Source organism: Bacillus sp. T17B1, from assembly GCF_026796395.1.
Lineage (GTDB): Bacteria > Bacillota > Bacilli > Bacillales > Bacillaceae > Bacillus > Bacillus spizizenii_A.
This window is the reverse complement of record NZ_JALAYA010000009.1, coordinates 25,887-45,251: the sequence shown is the minus strand read 5'-3', so window position 1 is coordinate 45,251 and position 19,365 is coordinate 25,887. Positions and strand designations below refer to the sequence as shown.

19 protein-coding genes are annotated in these 19,365 nt (G+C 42.7%); all 19 read left to right on the top strand.

Features of this window, described 5'->3' with window-relative positions; all coding sequences use genetic code 11:
• Nucleotides 1-235 precede the first annotated feature (235 nt).
• The 19 genes from metG to spoVT all read left to right on the top strand — a co-directional run bounded on the left by metG (nucleotide 236) and on the right by spoVT (nucleotide 19,245).
• Nucleotides 236-2,230 carry a methionine--tRNA ligase gene (gene metG / locus MOF34_RS06365; RefSeq protein ID WP_019713002.1) on the top strand — a complete coding sequence of 665 codons (1,995 nt, stop codon included), beginning with the start codon at nucleotides 236-238 and terminating at the stop codon, nucleotides 2,228-2,230.
• A gap of 78 nt (nucleotides 2,231-2,308) precedes the next feature.
• Nucleotides 2,309-3,076, top strand: a complete 768-nt coding sequence (locus MOF34_RS06360; RefSeq protein WP_268399221.1) for a TatD family hydrolase — start codon at nucleotides 2,309-2,311, stop codon at nucleotides 3,074-3,076.
• A gap of 245 nt (nucleotides 3,077-3,321) precedes the next feature.
• Nucleotides 3,322-4,545 (top strand): G5 and 3D domain-containing protein, encoded by a 1,224-nt coding sequence (locus tag MOF34_RS06355; protein WP_268399220.1) that lies wholly within the window; start codon nucleotides 3,322-3,324, stop codon nucleotides 4,543-4,545.
• Nucleotides 4,546-4,689: 144 nt separating this feature from the next.
• A complete protein-coding gene (rnmV, locus tag MOF34_RS06350) occupies nucleotides 4,690-5,250 on the top strand; it encodes a ribonuclease M5 (protein ID WP_019713005.1) in 561 nt (186 codons plus the stop codon).
• A complete protein-coding gene (gene rsmA / locus MOF34_RS06345) occupies nucleotides 5,243-6,121 on the top strand; it encodes a 16S rRNA (adenine(1518)-N(6)/adenine(1519)-N(6))-dimethyltransferase RsmA (protein WP_019713006.1) in 879 nt (292 codons plus the stop codon). The genes rnmV and rsmA overlap by 8 nt, the downstream gene beginning before the upstream one ends.
• 160 nt (nucleotides 6,122-6,281) lie before the next feature.
• A complete protein-coding gene (prtG, locus tag MOF34_RS06340) occupies nucleotides 6,282-7,154 on the top strand; it encodes a sporulation-specific protease PrtG (RefSeq protein ID WP_019713007.1) in 873 nt (290 codons plus the stop codon).
• A gap of 210 nt (nucleotides 7,155-7,364) precedes the next feature.
• Entirely contained in the window at nucleotides 7,365-7,625 is a 261-nt protein-coding gene (gene veg / locus MOF34_RS06335; protein ID WP_003218330.1) for a biofilm formation stimulator Veg, read from the top strand.
• A gap of 160 nt (nucleotides 7,626-7,785) precedes the next feature.
• The gene (locus MOF34_RS06330) at nucleotides 7,786-7,971 is read left to right on the top strand and encodes a small, acid-soluble spore protein, alpha/beta type (protein WP_003218333.1); all 186 of its coding nucleotides are present in this window, start codon (nucleotides 7,786-7,788) and stop codon (nucleotides 7,969-7,971) included.
• 146 nt (nucleotides 7,972-8,117) lie between these two features.
• A complete protein-coding gene (gene ispE / locus MOF34_RS06325; protein ID WP_268399245.1) occupies nucleotides 8,118-8,987 on the top strand; it encodes a 4-(cytidine 5'-diphospho)-2-C-methyl-D-erythritol kinase in 870 nt (289 codons plus the stop codon).
• 55 nt (nucleotides 8,988-9,042) lie between these two features.
• Nucleotides 9,043-9,900, top strand: coding sequence for a pur operon repressor (purR, locus tag MOF34_RS06320; RefSeq protein WP_268399218.1), 858 nt, complete (start codon nucleotides 9,043-9,045; stop codon nucleotides 9,898-9,900).
• Complete coding sequence (gene ridA, locus MOF34_RS06315) at nucleotides 9,897-10,274, top strand: 2-iminobutanoate/2-iminopropanoate deaminase (protein ID WP_019713010.1); 378 nt, start codon at nucleotides 9,897-9,899, stop codon at nucleotides 10,272-10,274. Before purR ends, ridA begins: the two co-directional genes overlap by 4 nt.
• A 196-nt stretch (nucleotides 10,275-10,470) precedes the next feature.
• Nucleotides 10,471-10,764: a septation regulator SpoVG gene (gene spoVG / locus MOF34_RS06310; RefSeq protein WP_003218346.1), complete on the top strand. Its 294-nt coding sequence runs from the start codon at nucleotides 10,471-10,473 to the stop codon at nucleotides 10,762-10,764.
• A 192-nt stretch (nucleotides 10,765-10,956) separates the two neighbouring features.
• On the top strand, nucleotides 10,957-12,327 hold the full coding sequence (gene glmU, locus MOF34_RS06305) for a bifunctional UDP-N-acetylglucosamine diphosphorylase/glucosamine-1-phosphate N-acetyltransferase GlmU (RefSeq protein ID WP_268399216.1): 1,371 nt from the start codon (nucleotides 10,957-10,959) through the stop codon (nucleotides 12,325-12,327).
• Nucleotides 12,328-12,350: 23 nt separating this feature from the next.
• Complete coding sequence (locus MOF34_RS06300; protein ID WP_003218353.1) at nucleotides 12,351-13,304, top strand: ribose-phosphate diphosphokinase; 954 nt, start codon at nucleotides 12,351-12,353, stop codon at nucleotides 13,302-13,304.
• Nucleotides 13,305-13,388: 84 nt separating this feature from the next.
• A complete protein-coding gene (locus tag MOF34_RS06295) occupies nucleotides 13,389-14,006 on the top strand; it encodes a 50S ribosomal protein L25/general stress protein Ctc (RefSeq protein ID WP_268399215.1) in 618 nt (205 codons plus the stop codon).
• 107 nt (nucleotides 14,007-14,113) lie between these two features.
• A complete protein-coding gene (pth, locus tag MOF34_RS06290; RefSeq protein WP_268399213.1) occupies nucleotides 14,114-14,680 on the top strand; it encodes an aminoacyl-tRNA hydrolase in 567 nt (188 codons plus the stop codon).
• A gap of 59 nt (nucleotides 14,681-14,739) precedes the next feature.
• Nucleotides 14,740-14,970: an anti-sigma-F factor Fin gene (gene fin, locus MOF34_RS06285; RefSeq protein WP_268399212.1), complete on the top strand. Its 231-nt coding sequence runs from the start codon at nucleotides 14,740-14,742 to the stop codon at nucleotides 14,968-14,970.
• Between the two features lie 69 nt (nucleotides 14,971-15,039).
• The gene (gene mfd / locus MOF34_RS06280; protein WP_268399209.1) at nucleotides 15,040-18,573 is read left to right on the top strand and encodes a transcription-repair coupling factor; all 3,534 of its coding nucleotides are present in this window, start codon (nucleotides 15,040-15,042) and stop codon (nucleotides 18,571-18,573) included.
• Nucleotides 18,574-18,708: 135 nt separating this feature from the next.
• Nucleotides 18,709-19,245, top strand: coding sequence for a stage V sporulation protein T (spoVT, locus tag MOF34_RS06275; RefSeq protein WP_268399207.1), 537 nt, complete (start codon nucleotides 18,709-18,711; stop codon nucleotides 19,243-19,245).
• Nucleotides 19,246-19,365 lie beyond the last annotated feature (120 nt).

Sequence of the window (19,365 nt, the reverse complement as noted above, 5' to 3'; positions counted from 1 at the left end):
CATTTGATTATATACGACAAAATTCGACATGGACAGACTTTTTTTACTTTCATTAAAGATTTTTAATTTTAATTATTCTTTTTCAGGGCATACGTATATATTCTTGATCTTAAAGGCTAAGATGGTATCATAGATAAAGGATAAATATAAATAATATTCATATATGATTTGCACTTATCGCCGCTCTCGTCCTTTGGGCGGGAGCTTTTTGACATTCTGATTGGGAGGTTTCAAGATGCCGCAAGAAAACAATACATTTTACATTACAACACCGATTTATTATCCGAGCGGGAAATTACATATCGGCCATGCATATACGACAGTCGCGGGAGATGCGATGGCACGCTACAAAAGATTAAAAGGATTCGATGTTCGCTATTTAACAGGAACGGACGAGCATGGACAAAAAATTCAGCAAAAAGCTGAACAGGAAAACATTACACCTCAGGAGTATGTGGATCGTGCAGCGGCAGATATTCAGAAACTGTGGAAGCAGCTTGAAATCTCAAATGACGACTTTATCCGTACGACAGAAAAACGGCATAAAGTTGTGATTGAAAAGGTGTTTCAAAAGCTTCTTGATAACGGAGACATCTATCTTGATGAATATGAAGGCTGGTACAGTATCCCGGATGAAACATTCTACACGGAAACGCAGCTGGTTGATATTGAGCGAAATGAAAAGGGAGAGGTCATCGGTGGTAAAAGCCCTGACAGCGGACACCCAGTTGAATTAATCAAAGAGGAATCTTATTTCTTCCGTATGGGTAAATATGCGGATCGTCTTTTGAAATTCTATGAAGAAAACCCGACATTCATTCAGCCGGAATCACGCAAAAACGAAATGATTAACAACTTTATCAAGCCTGGACTTGAGGATTTGGCTGTATCACGTACCACTTTTGACTGGGGTGTAAAGGTGCCGGAAAATCCAAAACACGTTGTATATGTCTGGATTGACGCGCTATTTAACTATTTAACAGCACTCGGTTATGATACAGAAAATGATGAGCTTTATCAAAAATATTGGCCTGCCGATGTTCATTTAGTCGGTAAGGAAATTGTTCGATTCCATACCATTTACTGGCCAATTATGCTGATGGCCCTGGATCTGCCGCTGCCGAAGCAAGTATTTGCGCATGGCTGGCTTTTGATGAAAGACGGAAAAATGTCGAAATCAAAAGGGAACGTTGTAGATCCAGTTACATTAATTGAACGCTACGGTTTGGATGAGCTTCGTTATTATCTGCTTCGCGAAGTGCCATTCGGATCAGATGGTGTATTCACGCCGGAGGGTTTTGTTGAGCGGATTAACTATGATTTAGCGAATGATTTAGGAAACCTTTTAAATCGTACGGTTGCGATGATCAATAAGTATTTTGACGGACAAATCGGTTCTTACAAGGGTGCCGTGACGGAATTTGACCAAACGCTCACTTCTGTCGCTGAAGAAACAGTGAAGACTTACGAGAAAGCAATGGAAAACATGGAATTCTCGGTAGCTCTTTCGACATTATGGCAGCTAATCAGCCGCACAAATAAATACATTGATGAGACAGCTCCATGGGTGCTTGCCAAAGATCCGGCAAAAAAAGAAGAACTGCACTCAGTTATGTATCACCTTGCTGAATCATTGCGTATTTCAGCAGTGCTGCTTCAGCCGTTCTTAACGAAGACACCAGAAAAAATGTTCGAGCAGCTTGGCATTACTGATGAAGCTTTAAAAGCTTGGGATAGCATTACAGCTTTCGGCCAGCTGAAAGATACAAATGTACAAAAAGGCGAGCCGTTGTTCCCGCGTTTAGAGGCAGAAGAAGAAATTGCTTACATCAAAGGGAAAATGCAGGGCTCGGCGCCAGCTAAGGAAGAAGCAAAAGAAGAAGAGCCGCAAGAGGTTGATTGTTTACCTGAAATTACGATTGATCAATTTATGGATGTAGAACTTCGCGTGGCTGAGGTCATTCAGGCAGAGCCGGTGAAAAAAGCGGACCGTTTATTGAAGCTGCAGCTGGATCTTGGCTTTGAAAAACGCCAAGTTGTTTCCGGCATTGCAAAGCACTATAAGCCTGAAGAGCTTATTGGGAAAAAACTTGTTTGTGTAACAAATTTAAAACCGGTTAAACTGAGAGGAGAGCTCTCTCAAGGTATGATCCTTGCAGGCGAAGCAGACGGCGTATTAAAAGTCGTGTCTATCGATCAGTCGTTACCAAAAGGCACAAGAATTAAATAATGATAAACAAAAGGTGTTTCACGTGTAACAATTCGTCGAACACCTTTTGTGTTTCGACAAGAAAGGAGTTTTTGACTTATGTTATTTGACACACACGCGCATTTAAATGCAGAACAATATGATACTGATTTGGAAGAGGTGATTGAACGGGCAAAAGCTGAAAAAGTGGAACGAATTGTTGTAGTTGGTTTTGACCGTCCGACTATTAGCCGTGCGATGGAAATGATTGAGCAATATGATTTTATGTATGCAGCCATCGGCTGGCATCCGGTTGACGCAATTGATATGACAGAGGAAGATTTAGAGTGGATAAGAGAGCTTTCTGCTCATGAGAAAGTGGTAGCAATAGGTGAAATGGGACTGGATTATCATTGGGATAAATCTCCTAAAGATGTTCAAAAAGAGGTGTTCAGAAAACAAATCGCCTTAGCAAAAGAGGTCAACCTTCCTATTATCATTCACAACCGTGATGCAACGGAGGATGTCGTGACAATTTTGAAAGAGGAAGGCGCAGAAGCTGTGGGCGGGATTATGCACTGCTTTACAGGAAGTGCGGAAGTGGCGAGAGAATGCATGAAAATGAATTTTTATTTATCATTTGGAGGACCGGTGACATTCAAAAATGCGAAGAAGCCGAAGGAAGTTGTGAAGGAAATCCCGAATGACCGGTTGCTGATTGAAACTGACTGCCCGTTTCTCACACCTCATCCTTTTCGCGGAAAAAGAAATGAGCCAAGCTATGTGAAATATGTGGCAGAGCAAATCGCTGAATTAAAAGGAATGACCTTTGAAGAAATTGCATCAGTTACGACGGAAAATGCAAAAAGACTTTTTCGTATAAACTGACAAAAAACGCTAGCGGGTTTTGTAAGAGCTTGTCCCTTACAGCGTTTTTCTATAAAAGTTCTACATGCTTTCTTCTCCTCATAGGATAGGTTTGTCGACAAGTCTTTCTTCCGTTTCTCAGTGTAATTCAGGATAATGAAGAAGACACTGAGCTTTTTGGAGAAAGAGAGGGGAGGGTTGACAGCCTTTTATATACTCTATATAATCTCTCCGAGGAGAAGGAGGCGTTTTTCATCACACAAAAAATGAAAAAGCTGTTTTCCGTAAAGCTTAGCAAAAGCAAAGTCATTCTGGTTGCTGCTTGTTTCCTTTTGGCAGGAAGCGGGACTGCGTATGCGGCTCATGAGCTGACAAAACAATCAGTCTCAGTTTCTATCAATGGCAAAAAGAAACTTATACGCACACATGCAAAAACAGTCGGTGATCTTTTAGAGACGCTTGATATAGAGACCAGAGACGAAGACAAGATCACACCTGCTAAACAGACAAAGATAACAGCAGATATGGACGTTGTGTATGAGGCTGCAAAACCTGTGAAGCTTACAATAAACGGGGAAGAAAAGACATTATGGTCAACAGCAAAAACGGTCGGTGCATTACTGGACGAACAAGATGTTGAAGTGAAAGAACAAGATCAAATTGATCCCGCAATAGATACAGATGTTTCGAAAGACATGAAGATTAACATAGAACCCGCGTTCCAGGTTACTGTGAATGATGCAGGTAAACAAAAGAAGATCTGGACGATTTCGACTACGGTCGCTGACTTTTTAAAACAGCAAAAGATGAACATAAAAGACGAAGATAAAATCAAGCCTGCGTTAGATGCAAAACTGACGAAAGGAAAGGCTGATATTATAATTACTCGTATCGAAAAGGTCACCGATGTAGTTGAAGAGAAAATCGCGTTTGATGTGAAAAAGCAAGAAGACGCTTCTCTTGAAAAAGGGGAAGAAAAGGTCGTCCAAAAAGGAAAAGAAGGCAAGCTTAAAAAACATTTCGAAGTCGTTAAAGAAAACGGCAAAGAAGTGTCCAGAGAGCTTGTAAAAGAAGAAACAGCTGAACAAAGCAAAGATAAGGTAATTGCTGTCGGAACAAAGCAAAGCAGTCCAAAGATTGAAAAGGTCAGTACTTCCGGCGATTCAAAAACAGTTGTGTCCCGCAGCAATGAATCAACAGGCAAAGTTATGACTGTATCATCTACGGCTTATACGGCTAGCTGCAGCGGTTGTTCAGGACATACAGCTACAGGCGTCAATTTGAAAAAAAATCCAAATGCCAAAGTGATCGCTGTAGATCCAAATGTCATTCCGTTAGGCTCGAAAGTTCATGTTGAGGGCTATGGATATGCCATTGCTGCAGATACTGGTTCAGCGATTAAAGGGAACAAAATAGACGTCTTTTTCCCAGAGAAATCATCGGCGTACCGATGGGGAAATAAAACAGTCAAAATTAAAATCTTAAATTAATATATACTTATCTATTCAGAGGGTTTTGCGCCCTCTGTTTTTTTCGTTATAATAGACAAAGTGTATTTTCTGCTTATTAGACGCTCGACATAAGAAAAAGTTTCATAAATATACAAAAGTTTTTATTTTGTTTTGGAGGAAATAATGAAAATTAAAGAGATCATTGTGGTCGAGGGGCGTGACGATACGGCCCGCATCAAATTGGCTGTTGATGCAGACACAATTGAAACAAATGGTTCAGCCATTGATGATAAAGTGATTGACCGAATTCGTTTAGCCCAGAAGACGAGAGGCGTCATTATTTTAACGGATCCGGACTTCCCGGGAGAGAAGATTCGCAAAACCATTTCAGAGGCTGTACCCGGCTGTAAGCATGCATTTTTACCCAAGCATCTTGCTAAACCTAAAAACAAGCGAGGAATTGGTGTGGAGCACGCATCGATTGAAAGCATTAGGGCATGTTTAGAAAACGTGCACGAAGAGATGGAAGCGCAGCCGAGTGATATTTCAGCTGAGGATTTGATTCATGCTGGACTGATTGGCGGATCTGCGGCCAAACGCCGACGCGAACGACTGGGTGATCTGTTGAAAATCGGTTATACAAATGGCAAACAACTTCAAAAACGGCTGCAAATGTTTCAAATTAAAAGAAGTGATTTTATGAGTGCGCTCGATACCGTTAAGCGGGAGGAACAGAATGAATAAAGATATTGCGACACCAATTAGAACGAAAGAGATACTGAAAAAATACGGTTTTTCTTTTAAAAAGAGCTTAGGACAAAATTTCTTAATTGATACGAACATTTTAGACAGAATTGTCGATCACGCGGAAGTGACGGAGAAAACTGGTGTCATAGAAATCGGCCCGGGAATCGGGGCTTTGACCGAACAGATTGCCAAGCGGGCGAAAAAGGTCGTGGCATTCGAGATTGACCAGCGATTATTGCCTATCCTGAAGGATACACTGTCTCCTTATGACAATGTCACTGTCATTCATCAGGACGTATTAAAGGCGGATGTCAAATCGGTGATTGAAGAACAATTTCAAGACTGTGATGAGATTATGGTTGTAGCCAACCTTCCTTATTACGTGACAACGCCGATTATCATGAAACTGCTGGAAGAACATCTTCCGCTGAAAGGGATTGTGGTCATGCTGCAAAAAGAAGTGGCAGAGCGCATGGCGGCAGACCCTTCATCTAAGGAGTACGGCTCGCTTTCAATTGCGGTGCAATTTTATACAGAAGCCAAAACGGTGATGACAGTTCCGAAAACTGTGTTTGTTCCTCAGCCAAACGTTGATTCCGCAGTCATTCGGCTGATTCTCCGCGACGGCCCGGCAGTGGACGTGGAGAACGAAGCCTTTTTCTTTCAATTAATCAAGGCAAGCTTTGCTCAGCGCCGTAAAACGCTGCTTAATAACTTAGTCAACAATTTGCCTGAAGGAAAAGCACAAAAATCAACGATTGAGCAAGTGCTGGAAGAAACAAATATTGATGGCAAGCGCCGAGGCGAATCTCTGTCTATTGAGGAGTTCGCCGCGCTGTCTAACGGATTGTATAAAGCCCTTTTCTAAAAGGGCTTTTTGTTTTGCGCACCACATGGACTGCCGCTACATAGGCTAGAGAAGGACCTTTCATTCAATGATAAGAAAAACTTGGACTCAGCGAAAAAAGGCGCTTTCTCAAGGCTCTTTCTTTCATGATGAGGCTTAGTCTATGTGTGGAGTGAGGAACGTGCAATTTCAAATAGGGGATATGGTAGCCAGAAAATCCTATCAAATGGATGTTTTGTTTCGCATTATAGGGATAGAGCAAACAAGCAAAGGAAATTCCATTGCTATTTTGCATGGTGATGAAGTCAGGCTGATTGCTGATTCGGATTTTTCTGATCTGGTAGCAGTGAAAAAAGATGAGCAGATGATGCGGAAAAAGAAAGATGAGAGCAGAATGAATGAATCGCTCGAATTGCTCCGCCAGGATTATAAGCTGCTCAGAGAAAAGCAGGAGTACTACGCGACAAGCCAATATCAGCATGAGGAGCATTATTTTCATATGCCGGGCAAGGTGCTTCATCTGGATGGTGATGAAGCATATCTCAAAAAATGCTTGAATGTCTATAAAAAAATTGGAGTGCCGGTCTACGGCATCCACTGCCATGAAAAGAAAATGTCTGCTTCTATTGGAGAATTGCTCGACAAATATCGACCTGACATCCTGGTGATAACAGGGCATGATGCATACTCGAAGCAAAAGGGCAGCATTGATGATTTGAACGCGTACAGACATTCAAAGCACTTTGTTGAGACGGTTCAGAATGCCCGAAAAAAGACCCCTCACTTAGATCAGCTTGTTATATTTGCGGGGGCCTGCCAATCCCATTTTGAATCACTCATAAAAGCGGGGGCAAATTTCGCGAGTTCACCATCAAGAGTCAACATTCATGCGCTTGATCCGGTATATATCGTCGCGAAAATCAGCTTTACGCCGTTTATGGAACGTATCAATGTATGGGAAGTACTCCGAAATACGCTGACAAGAGAGAAAGGGCTCGGAGGTATTGAAACAAGAGGAGTGCTGAGAATTGGAATGCCTTATAAGTCTAATTAACAGCTGAAAACCTGTATAGGAGATCTATGCGGGTTTTTTATTTTGCCTAATGATACATAATTTACCGAAGCTTGCGGAAAATAATTGAGGAATCATAGAATTTTGTCAAAATAATTTTATTGACAACGTCTCATTAACGTTGATATAATTTAAATTTTATTTGACAAAAATGGGCTCGTGTTGTACAATAAATGTAGTGAGGTGGATGCAATGGCGAAGACGTTGTCCGATATTAAAAGATCGCTTGATGGGAATTTAGGTAAGAGGCTGACGTTAAAAGCAAACGGTGGCCGCCGAAAAACGATTGAGCGCTCGGGCATTTTAGCTGAGACGTACCCTTCTGTTTTTGTGATACAACTAGATCAAGACGAGAACTCGTTTGAAAGAGTTTCATACAGTTATGCTGATATTTTGACTGAGACTGTTGAGCTGACATTTAATGATGACGCCGCAAGCTCAGTGGCATTTTAACGGGCAGTGAACCTTTTGTTTACTGCTTTTTGTTTTGCCCTTTTTTGGTTTCCAGTAATTTTAATGAGAGTTCCATCTGATTTAACAAAAGATAAAACAGTCACATATTATCGTGACGTGCACGAATGGCTATCACTTCTAAAAAAAGGGGTTGTTTCGTTTGGGCAGACGTCGTGGAGTTATGTCAGATGAGTTTAAATATGAGCTGGCTAAAGACCTTGGTTTTTATGACACAGTCAAAAATGGCGGCTGGGGCGAAATTCGGGCCCGCGATGCCGGTAACATGGTAAAGCGCGCTATTGAAATCGCCGAACAGCAAATGGCTCAGAACCAGAATAACCGATAAGGATGTGACCCGGGGGACGTACTGTTCCCCGGTTTTTGTGTTGGATATAAATACATAATTGGCTGCAATATGGATATGTTCATCCTGCACTTCAAATGTGATACAATGTTCATACTTATGTTTAGATGGAGAAGTAGGTGAAAGCTATGCGTATTTTAGAAAAAGCGCCAGCCAAGATCAATCTGTCACTTGACGTCACCCGAAAACGCCCGGATGGCTATCATGAAGTCGAAATGATTATGACGACAATTGATTTAGCAGATCGAATTGAATTGACGGAGCTGGCAGAGGACGAAGTGAGGGTTTCCTCCCACAACCGTTTTGTGCCCGATGACCAAAGAAACTTAGCTTATCAGGCTGCCAAGCTGATCAAGGACAGATATAACGTGAAAAAGGGAGTTTCCATCATGATTACGAAGGTGATTCCGGTGGCAGCCGGTCTTGCCGGCGGAAGCAGTGATGCAGCGGCGACCCTTAGAGGGTTGAACAGACTGTGGAATTTAAATCTTTCCGCAGAAACGCTTGCTGAGCTTGGTGCGGAGATTGGCTCCGACGTTTCATTTTGTGTCTATGGCGGAACTGCACTAGCAACAGGACGCGGCGAGAAAATTAAACACATCAGCACGCCTCCGCACTGCTGGGTCATTTTAGCGAAGCCGACAATCGGTGTTTCAACTGCTGAAGTGTACAGACAGCTAAAGGTGGATGATATAGAGCATCCTGATGTACATGGCATGATTGAGGCTATAGAGGAAAAGAGTTTTCAAAAGATGTGCAGACGTTTAGGAAATGTGCTTGAATCTGTTACGCTTGATATGCATCCAGAAGTTGCGATGATAAAAAACCAGATGAAACGTTTCGGTGCAGATGCCGTTTTAATGAGCGGGAGCGGCCCGACAGTGTTTGGGCTGGTTCAGTATGAGTCGAAGGTGCAGAGAATTTATAACGGATTAAGAGGCTTCTGCGATCAGGTTTATGCGGTGCGAATGATCGGCGAACAGAACGCTCTTGATTAAATCCGTATATTAAGTTATATTGATCTTAAAATATTCGGATTTTGGGGGTAAGTTCATGAAGTTTCGTCGCAGCGGCAGATTGGTGGACTTAACAAATTATTTGTTAACCCATCCGCACGAGTTAATACCGCTAACCTTTTTTTCTGAGCGGTATGAATCTGCAAAATCATCGATCAGTGAAGATTTAACAATTATTAAGCAAACCTTTGAGCAGCAGGGGATCGGTACTTTGCTTACTGTTCCCGGAGCTGCCGGAGGCGTCAAATATATTCCGAAAATGAAGCAGGCTGAAGCTGAAGAGTTTGTGCAGACACTTGGACAGTCGCTGGCAAATCCTGAACGTATCCTTCCGGGCGGCTATGTATATTTAACGGATATCTTAGGAAAGCCATCGGTACTCTCCAAGGTAGGGAAGCTGTTTGCATCAGTGTTTGCAGAACGCGAAATTGATGTTGTCATGACCGTTGCCACGAAAGGCATCCCTCTGGCGTACGCAGCTGCGAGCTATCTGAATGTGCCTGTCGTCATCGTTCGCAAAGACAACAAGGTAACAGAGGGCTCCACAGTCAGCATTAATTACGTCTCAGGCTCCTCAAACCGCATTCAAACGATGTCACTTGCGAAAAGAAGCATGAAAACCGGTTCAAACGTACTCATTATAGATGACTTTATGAAAGCAGGCGGTACTATTAATGGTATGATTAACCTGTTGGATGAGTTTAACGCAAATGTATCGGGGATCGGCGTCTTGGTTGAAGCCGAAGGAGTAAATGAACGTCTTGTTGATGAATATATGTCACTGCTTACTCTTTCAACCATCAACATGAAAGAGAAGTCCATTGAAATTCAGAATGGTAATTTTCTGCGTTTTTTTAAAGACAATCTTTTAAAGAATGGAGAGACGGAATCATGACAAAAGCAGTCCACACAAAACATGCCCCAGCGGCAATCGGGCCTTACTCACAAGGGATTATCGTAAACAATATGTTTTACAGCTCAGGCCAAATTCCTTTGACTCCTTCAGGCGAAATGGTGAACGGTGATATTAAGGAGCAGACTCATCAAGTGTTCAGCAACTTAAAAGCGGTGCTGGAAGAAGCGGGTGCTTCTTTAGAAACAGTTGTAAAAGCAACTGTATTTATCGCGGATATGGAACAGTTTGCGGACGTGAACGAAGTGTACGGACAATATTTTGACACTCACAAACCGGCGAGATCTTGTGTTGAAGTTGCGAGACTTCCGAAGGACGCACTGGTCGAGATCGAAGTTATTGCATTGGTAAAATAATAAGAAGAAAAGTGATTCTGGGTGAGCCGGAATCACTTTTTTATTTACCTTATGCCCGAAAAGAAAGCTTCATGACCTAATTGTGTAACTATATCCTATTTTTTCAAAAAATATTTTAAAAACATGCAGGATTTCAGAAAAAATCGTGGAATTGATACACTAATGCTTTTATATAGGGAAAAGGTGGTGAACTACTGTGGAAGTTACTGACGTAAGATTACGCCGCGTGAATACCGATGGTCGCATGAGAGCGATTGCATCCATCACGCTGGATCACGAATTTGTTGTTCATGATATTCGTGTGATCGATGGAAACAATGGTCTTTTCGTTGCGATGCCGAGTAAACGCACCCCTGATGGAGAGTTCCGCGATATTGCTCATCCTATTAATTCAAGCACGCGAGGTAAGATTCAAGATGCCGTGTTAAATGAGTATCATCGTCTGGGTGACACTGAAGCATTAGAATTCGAAGAAGCTGGAGCTTCTTAAAAAATAACCAAAAAGCAAGGACTGCTGAAAGGGCTGACAAAAGCCTTTTGCCGGCGGTCCTTTTTTATTTCTGATTTTTCAAACTTAATTGTACTCAATAGAAAATTCTTGCACTTCATCAAGTCTCCTTGAAATCAGAAGATATTTAGGATATATTTTTCTATGGATAAAAGGGATATTGGAGGCCAATAAATGGATAAGCGGTTTGCAGTTGTTTTAGCTGCTGGACAAGGAACGAGAATGAAATCAAAGCTTTATAAAGTCCTTCATCCAGTTTGCGGTAAGCCTATGGTTGAGCACGTCGTGGACGAAGCCTTAAAGTTATCTTTATCAAAGCTTGTCACGATTGTCGGACATGGTGCGGAAGAAGTGAAAAAGCAGCTTGGTGATAAAAGCGAGTACGCGCTTCAAGCAGAACAGCTTGGCACTGCTCATGCTGTAAAACAGGCACAGCCATTTCTTGCTGACGAAAAAGGCGTCACGATTGTCATTTGCGGAGATACGCCGCTTTTAACAGCAGATACAATGGAACAGATGCTGAAAGAACATACACAAAGAGAAGCGAAAGCGACGATTTTAACTGCGGTTGCAGAAGATCCAACCGGATACGGCCGTATTATTCGCGGCGAAAACGGAGCAGTTCAAAAAATCGTTGAGCACAAGGACGCCTCTGAGGAAGAACGTCTTGTGACCGAGATCAATACTGGTACGTATTGCTTTGACAATGAAGCGTTATTCCGGGCCATTGATCAGGTGTCTAATGACAATGCTCAAGGTGAGTATTATTTGCCGGATGTCATAGAGATTCTTAAAAACGAAGGCGAAACTGTTGCCGCTTACCAGACTGATAATTTCCAAGAGACGCTCGGAGTTAATGATAGAGTTGCTCTTTCTCAGGCAGAACAATTTATGAAAGAGCGTATTAATAAACGGCATATGCAAAATGGCGTAACGCTGATTGACCCAATGAATACTTATATTTCACCTGACGCTGTCATCGGAAGCGATACTGTAATTTACCCCGGAACTATGATTAAAGGTGAGGTGCAAATTGGAGAAGATACGATTATCGGACCTCATACGGAGATTATGGATAGTTCCATTGGCAGCCGTACGGTTATTAAACAATCGGTAGTCAATCACAGTAAAGTGGGGAATGATGTAAACATAGGACCTTTTGCTCACATCAGACCTGATTCTACCATTGGGAATGAAGTGAAGATCGGAAACTTTGTTGAAATCAAAAAGACTCAATTCGGAGACCGAAGCAAGGCTTCTCATTTAAGCTATGTCGGTGATGCTGAGGTAGGCATAGACGTAAACTTGGGCTGTGGTTCAATAACTGTCAATTATGATGGAAAGAATAAATATTTGACGAAAATTGAAGATGGCGCCTTTATCGGCTGTAATTCCAACTTGGTTGCCCCTGTCACAGTCGGAGAGGGCGCTTATGTTGCAGCAGGTTCAACTGTTACTGAAGATGTACCTGGAAAAGCGCTTGCCATTGCTAGAGCGAGACAAGTAAATAAAGACGATTATGTGAAAAATATTCATAAAAAATAATCCTAAAATTCGGAGGTTTATCCATGTCTAATCAATACGGAGATAAGAATTTAAAGATTTTTTCTTTGAATTCGAATCCAGAGCTTGCAAAAGAAATCGCAGATATAGTTGGAGTTCAATTAGGGAAATGTTCTGTCACAAGATTTAGTGACGGGGAAGTCCAAATTAATATCGAAGAAAGTATTCGCGGATGTGATTGTTATATCATCCAGTCTACAAGTGACCCCGTTAACGAGCATATTATGGAACTCTTGATTATGGTAGATGCGTTAAAACGCGCTTCTGCAAAAACAATTAACATTGTAATTCCTTATTACGGTTATGCACGTCAAGACAGAAAAGCAAGATCCCGTGAGCCAATCACAGCAAAACTTTTTGCTAATCTGCTTGAAACAGCCGGTGCGACTCGTGTGATTGCACTTGACCTGCATGCGCCGCAAATTCAAGGATTCTTTGATATACCGATTGACCACTTAATGGGTGTTCCGATTTTAGGAGAATATTTTGAAGGCAAAAACCTTGAAGATATCGTCATTGTTTCCCCAGATCACGGCGGTGTGACACGCGCCCGCAAACTGGCTGACCGACTAAAAGCACCGATTGCGATTATCGATAAACGCCGTCCGCGTCCAAACGTGGCGGAAGTCATGAATATTGTAGGGAATATCGAAGGGAAGACCGCTATCCTTATTGATGACATCATTGATACTGCAGGTACCATTACACTTGCTGCTAATGCGCTCGTTGAAAACGGAGCGAAAGAAGTATATGCATGCTGTACACACCCTGTACTATCAGGCCCAGCTGTTGAACGGATTAATAATTCAACAATTAAAGAGCTTGTTGTGACAAACAGCATCAAGCTTCCTGAAGAAAAGAAAATTGAACGGTTTAAGCAGCTTTCAGTCGGACCGCTTTTGGCTGAAGCGATTATTCGCGTTCATGAGCAGCAATCAGTTAGCTATCTGTTCAGCTAAACCGATTTTTTGAGGTTTAATTCCTTATCGTTATGGGTATTGTTTGTAATAGGACAATAAAACGATAATAGGATGGTGCTGAATATGGCAACGTTAACGGCAAAAGAAAGAACGGACTTTACTCGTTCGTCTCTTCGGAATATCCGTACTTCAGGACATGTTCCAGGTATCATATATGGGAAAGACACGGGGAACAAACCTGTATCATTAGACAGTGTGGAGCTGATCAAAACGTTGAGGGACGAAGGTAAAAATGCAGTCATCACGCTTGACGTCAGCGGAGAAAAACATTCTGTCATGGTAACAGATCTGCAAACGGACCCGCTGAAAAATGAAATCACTCATGCTGACTTTCAAGTGGTCAATATGAGAGAAGACATTGAGGTAGAAGTTCCGATTCACCTGACTGGAGAAGCCATTGGAGTGAAAAACGGAGGAGTGTTGCAGCAGCCGTTATATACACTCACTGTAAAGGCTAAGCCAAAAGCCATTCCGCAAACGATTGAGGCTGATATTTCAAACCTCGATGTAAATGAAGTGCTGACTATTGCGGAATTGCCTGCTGGCGCTGACTACTCCTTTAATCATGAATCAGATGAGGTCGTGGCTTCTATTCTTCCTCCGCAGCAGCAGGAAACAGCTGAGATAGATGAAGAGGAATCTGCCGATGCTCAGCCTGAAGGTGAAAACAAAGAACAATAATAGCTTAAGGCGTAACCCTCCCGCGGTTACGTCTTTTGTGCTAGAATGAGAAGAATTATAGCCCGCTTATGCAGACGGGAGTTTATGTGACTAAGGGAGGATACGCCATGCTTGTGATAGCCGGTCTCGGAAACCCGGGGAAGAATTATGAAAATACACGGCATAATGTCGGGTTTATGGTGATAGATCAGCTTGCAAAGGAATGGAATATTGAGCTGAATCAAAATAAATTTAACGGATTATATGGAACCGGATTTGTTTCCGGCAAAAAGGTTCTACTTGTTAAACCGCTTACATATATGAATTTATCAGGAGAATGTTTGCGGCCTTTAATGGACTATTATGATGTCGATAACGAAGATTTGACAGTCATATACGATGACCTGGATCTTCCGACTGGCAAGATCCGTTTAAGAACAAAAGGAAGCGCCGGTGGGCACAATGGCATCAAATCACTGATTCAGCATCTTGGAACATCCGAGTTTGACCGCATCCGCATCGGAATCGGCCGGCCTGTAAACGGCATGAAGGTCGTTGATTATGTGTTAGGCTCCTTCACCAAGGAGGAGGCACCCGACATTGATGGAGCGATCGGTAAGTCCGTGAAGGCTTGTGAAGCTTCTCTGAGCAAACCGTTTTTAGAAGTCATGAATGAATTTAACGCAAAGGTATAAAATGAATGAACAAAGCCCATACTACACCAAAATGAGTTTTTCATCAGGAGGTCCCTTGTATGGCTTTGCATTATTATTGTCGTCATTGCGGAGTGAAAGTAGGCTGTCTCGAATCTTCCTTGGTATCGACTGACTCACTTGGATTTCAGCACTTAACAAACGAGGAAAGAAACGATATGATTTCTTATAAAGAAAATGGAGATGTCCATGTTTCGACGATCTGTGAAGATTGCCAAGAGGCGCTTGACCGAAATCCGCATTACCACGAACATCACACATTTATTCAATAAAAAGCTTTGGTGTAGACACTAGACCAAAGCGTTTTTCTGTTCTCACAGGAAATAGAGAGGAGGGGCCATATGGACAACATTCAAACCTTTATTAAAGAAAGCGATGACTTTAAATCCATCATCAACGGTTTACAAGAGGGGCTGAAGGAACAGCTGCTCGCGGGTCTGTCGGGTTCCGCGCGTTCTGTTTTTACTGCTGCCCTGGCTAATGAAACGAATAAGCCTATCTTTCTAATCACTCATAACTTGTATCAAGCTCAGAAAGTAACGGATGATCTGACTTCACTTCTAGAGAATCGGTCTGTCCTTTTGTACCCTGTCAATGAACTCATTTCATCAGAAATCGCAATCGCAAGCCCTGAATTGCGGGCACAGCGATTAGATGTCATTAATAGATTAACGAATGGTGATGCGCCAATTGTCGTTGCTCCTGTAGCTGCACTTAGAAGAATGTTGCCGCCTGTAGAGGTCTGGAAAAACAGCCAAATGCTCATTCAAGTGGGCCATGACATCGAACCTGATCAGCTTGCATCACGGCTGGTAGAGGTAGGATATGAGCGCTCTGATATGGTATCGGCACCCGGAGAATTCAGTATTCGCGGAGGGATTATTGACATTTACCCGCTGACTTCAGAGCATCCGGTAAGAATTGAACTTTTTGACACCGAAGTGGATTCAATCCGCAGCTTTAATTCAGATGATCAGCGGTCAATTGAGACCCTTACCTCAATCAATATTGGTCCTGCCAAGGAATTGATTATCAGACCTGAAGAGAAAGTGCGGGCATTGGAGAAAATCGATAAAGGTCTTGCCGCAAGCCTGAAAAAATTAAAGGTCGACAAGCAAAAAGAAATTCTTCATGCGAATATTTCTCACGATAAAGAACGCCTGTCTGAAGGCCAGACAGATCAGGAGCTGGTGAAGTATCTCTCATATTTCTATGAAAAGCCTGCTAGTTTGCTAGATTATACACCTGATAACACACTTCTGATTTTGGATGAAGTCAGCAGGATTCATGAGATGGAAGAGCAGCTTCAAAAAGAAGAAGCGGAGTTCATTACAAACCTTCTTGAGGAAGGGAAAATTCTGCATGATATCAGTTTGTCATTCAACTTCCATAAAATAGTAGCTGGGCAAAAACGGCCTCTGCTTTACTATTCCTTATTTTTGCGGCACGTACAGCATACGAGTCCGCAGAATATCGTCAATGTATCAAGCAGGCAAATGCAGAGTTTCCATGGCCAAATGAACGTACTCGCGGGTGAAATGGAGCGTTTTAAAAAATCCAACTTCACCGTTGTATTCTTAGGAGCTAACAAGGAACGTACACAGAAATTATCATCTGTTCTGGCTGATTATGATATCGAAGCCGCTATGACAGACAGCAAAAAAGCACTTGTTCAGGGACAGGTCTATATCATGGAAGGTGAGCTACAATCGGGGTTTGAGCTGCCATTAATGAAGCTTGCTGTTATTACGGAAGAAGAACTGTTCAAAAACCGTGTGAAAAAGAAGCCTCGAAAACAGAAGCTTACCAATGCTGAGCGCATTAAGAGCTATTCCGAGCTTCAAATCGGTGATTATGTCGTTCATATTAATCACGGAATCGGAAAGTACTTAGGGATCGAAACCCTTGAAATCAATGGAATCCATAAAGACTATTTGAATATACATTACCAGGGAAGCGACAAGCTTTACGTCCCTGTTGAACAAATTGACCAGGTGCAAAAATATGTCGGCTCTGAAGGAAAAGAGCCCAAGCTGTATAAATTAGGCGGAAGCGAATGGAAACGGGTCAAGAAAAAAGTAGAAACATCCGTTCAGGATATTGCTGATGATTTAATTAAGCTGTATGCCGAAAGGGAAGCGAGCAAGGGCTATGCGTTTTCTCCTGACCATGAGATGCAGCGTGAATTCGAATCAGCGTTCCCTTATCAAGAGACTGAGGATCAGCTCCGTTCCATTCATGAAATCAAAAAGGACATGGAAAGAGAACGTCCGATGGACCGTTTGCTGTGCGGAGATGTAGGTTACGGAAAAACAGAAGTTGCCATACGTGCTGCGTTTAAGGCCATCGGGGACGGAAAACAGGTAGCTCTGCTCGTTCCAACAACGATTTTGGCACAGCAGCACTATGAAACCATTACTGAACGCTTCCAGGATTATCCGATTAATATTGGCCTTCTCAGCAGATTCAGAACGAGAAAAGAAGCAAACGAAACAATCAAAGGATTGAAAAATGGCACTGTAGATATCGTTATCGGGACGCACCGGCTGCTATCAAAAGATGTCGTGTATAAAGACTTAGGGCTCCTCATCATTGATGAAGAGCAGCGTTTCGGTGTAACGCATAAAGAAAAGATCAAACAGATCAAAGCCAATGTTGATGTATTAACATTAACAGCAACGCCGATTCCGCGTACGCTGCATATGTCTATGCTTGGCGTAAGGGATCTTTCAGTCATCGAGACACCGCCGGAAAACCGCTTCCCTGTACAGACATATGTTGTGGAATACAACGGTGCCCTTGTCAGAGAGGCGATCGAACGTGAGCTTGCACGCGGAGGACAGGTCTATTTCTTGTACAACCGGGTAGAGGATATTGAGCGGAAAGCGGATGAGATCTCAATGCTTGTCCCTGATGCGAAGGTGGCGTATGCGCACGGGAAAATGACAGAAAACGAACTAGAAACCGTTATGCTGAATTTCCTTGAGGGAGAATCAGACGTTCTCGTCAGCACAACCATAATTGAAACCGGCGTAGACATCCCGAACGTTAATACGCTGATCGTATATGACGCAGACAAGATGGGTCTTTCTCAGCTTTATCAGCTGCGGGGACGCGTCGGCCGTTCTAACCGTGTGGCGTATGCGTACTTCACGTACCGCCGGGATAAAGTGCTGACAGAAGTGGCTGAAAAAAGGCTGCAGGCTATTAAAGAGTTCACAGAGCTTGGTTCCGGTTTTAAAATTGCAATGCGTGACTTGACAATTCGCGGAGCCGGGAATCTTCTTGGCGCCCAGCAGCACGGCTTCATCGATTCGGTCGGATTTGACCTCTATTCACAAATGCTGAAGGAGGCCATTGAAGAGCGTAAAGGAGATGCAGCGAAGACGGTGCAGTTTGAAACAGAAATTGATGTCGAACTTGATGCGTATATTCCTGAAAGTTACATTCAAGACGGGAAGCAGAAAATTGATATGTATAAACGCTTCAGGTCTGTGGCTACAATCGAAGAGAAGAATGAACTTCAAGACGAAATGATTGACCGGTTCGGAAACTATCCAAAAGAGGTCGAATACTTGTTTACTGTTGCGGAAATGAAGGTTTATGCGAAACACGAACGTGTTGAGTTGATTAAGCAGGATAAAGATGCGGTCAGATTGACGATTTCTGAAGAAGCAAGTGCAGAAATTGACGGACAGAAGCTGTTTGAGCTCGGCAATAAATATGGCAGACAAATCGGACTGGGAATGGAAGGCAAAAAACTCAAAATCTCCATACAGACTAAAGGCCGCAGTGCCGATGAATGGCTCGAAACCGTGCTGGGTATGCTGAAGGGCTTAAAAGGTGTGAAAAAGCAAACCATTTCATCCACGTAAATTTTGTTACTCTCTGGTGTATATTACATTTGATGTGACGGATACTAATCTCAAGCGAGGCGGAAGGTGCATAAAGTAACTGCTTTAGGTCTTTCCCACATGTATATACCATCAAATGAAAGAGAGGCACCAGAGATGAAAGCAACCGGTATCGTACGTCGTATTGATGACTTAGGTCGGGTCGTCATTCCTAAAGAAATTCGCAGAACTCTGAGAATCAGGGAAGGCGATCCGCTTGAGATTTTTGTAGATCGTGACGGAGAAGTGATTTTGAAAAAGTACTCTCCGATTAGTGAGCTTGGAGACTTTGCAAAGGAGTATGCAGACGCGCTTTATGACAGTCTCGGCCATTCAGTGCTGATTTGTGACCGTGATGTATATATTGCCGTGTCGGGCAGCTCGAAAAAAGATTACTTAAACAAGTCGATCAGCGAAGTGCTGGAAAGCACAATGGATCAGCGGAGTTCCATGCTTGAGAGTGATGCAAAATCAGTACAGCTTGTTAATGGTATAGATGAGGATATGAATTCATATACTGTCGGCCCGATTGTGGCGAATGGCGATCCGATAGGCGCCGTGGTGATTTTTTCAAAGGACCAGACAATGGGCGAAGTAGAGCATAAAGCCGTTGAGACAGCAGCTGGATTTTTGGCTCGTCAAATGGAACAGTAGGTCTTATTCCTTTTATCGAAAATAGGTTTGAAAAGAACAGCTCTCCTTGGGAAGCTGTTCTTTTTCATGCATGCCCAAAAAGGATTCCAAGGGTTGGATATGGTATAATAACCTCGTTTT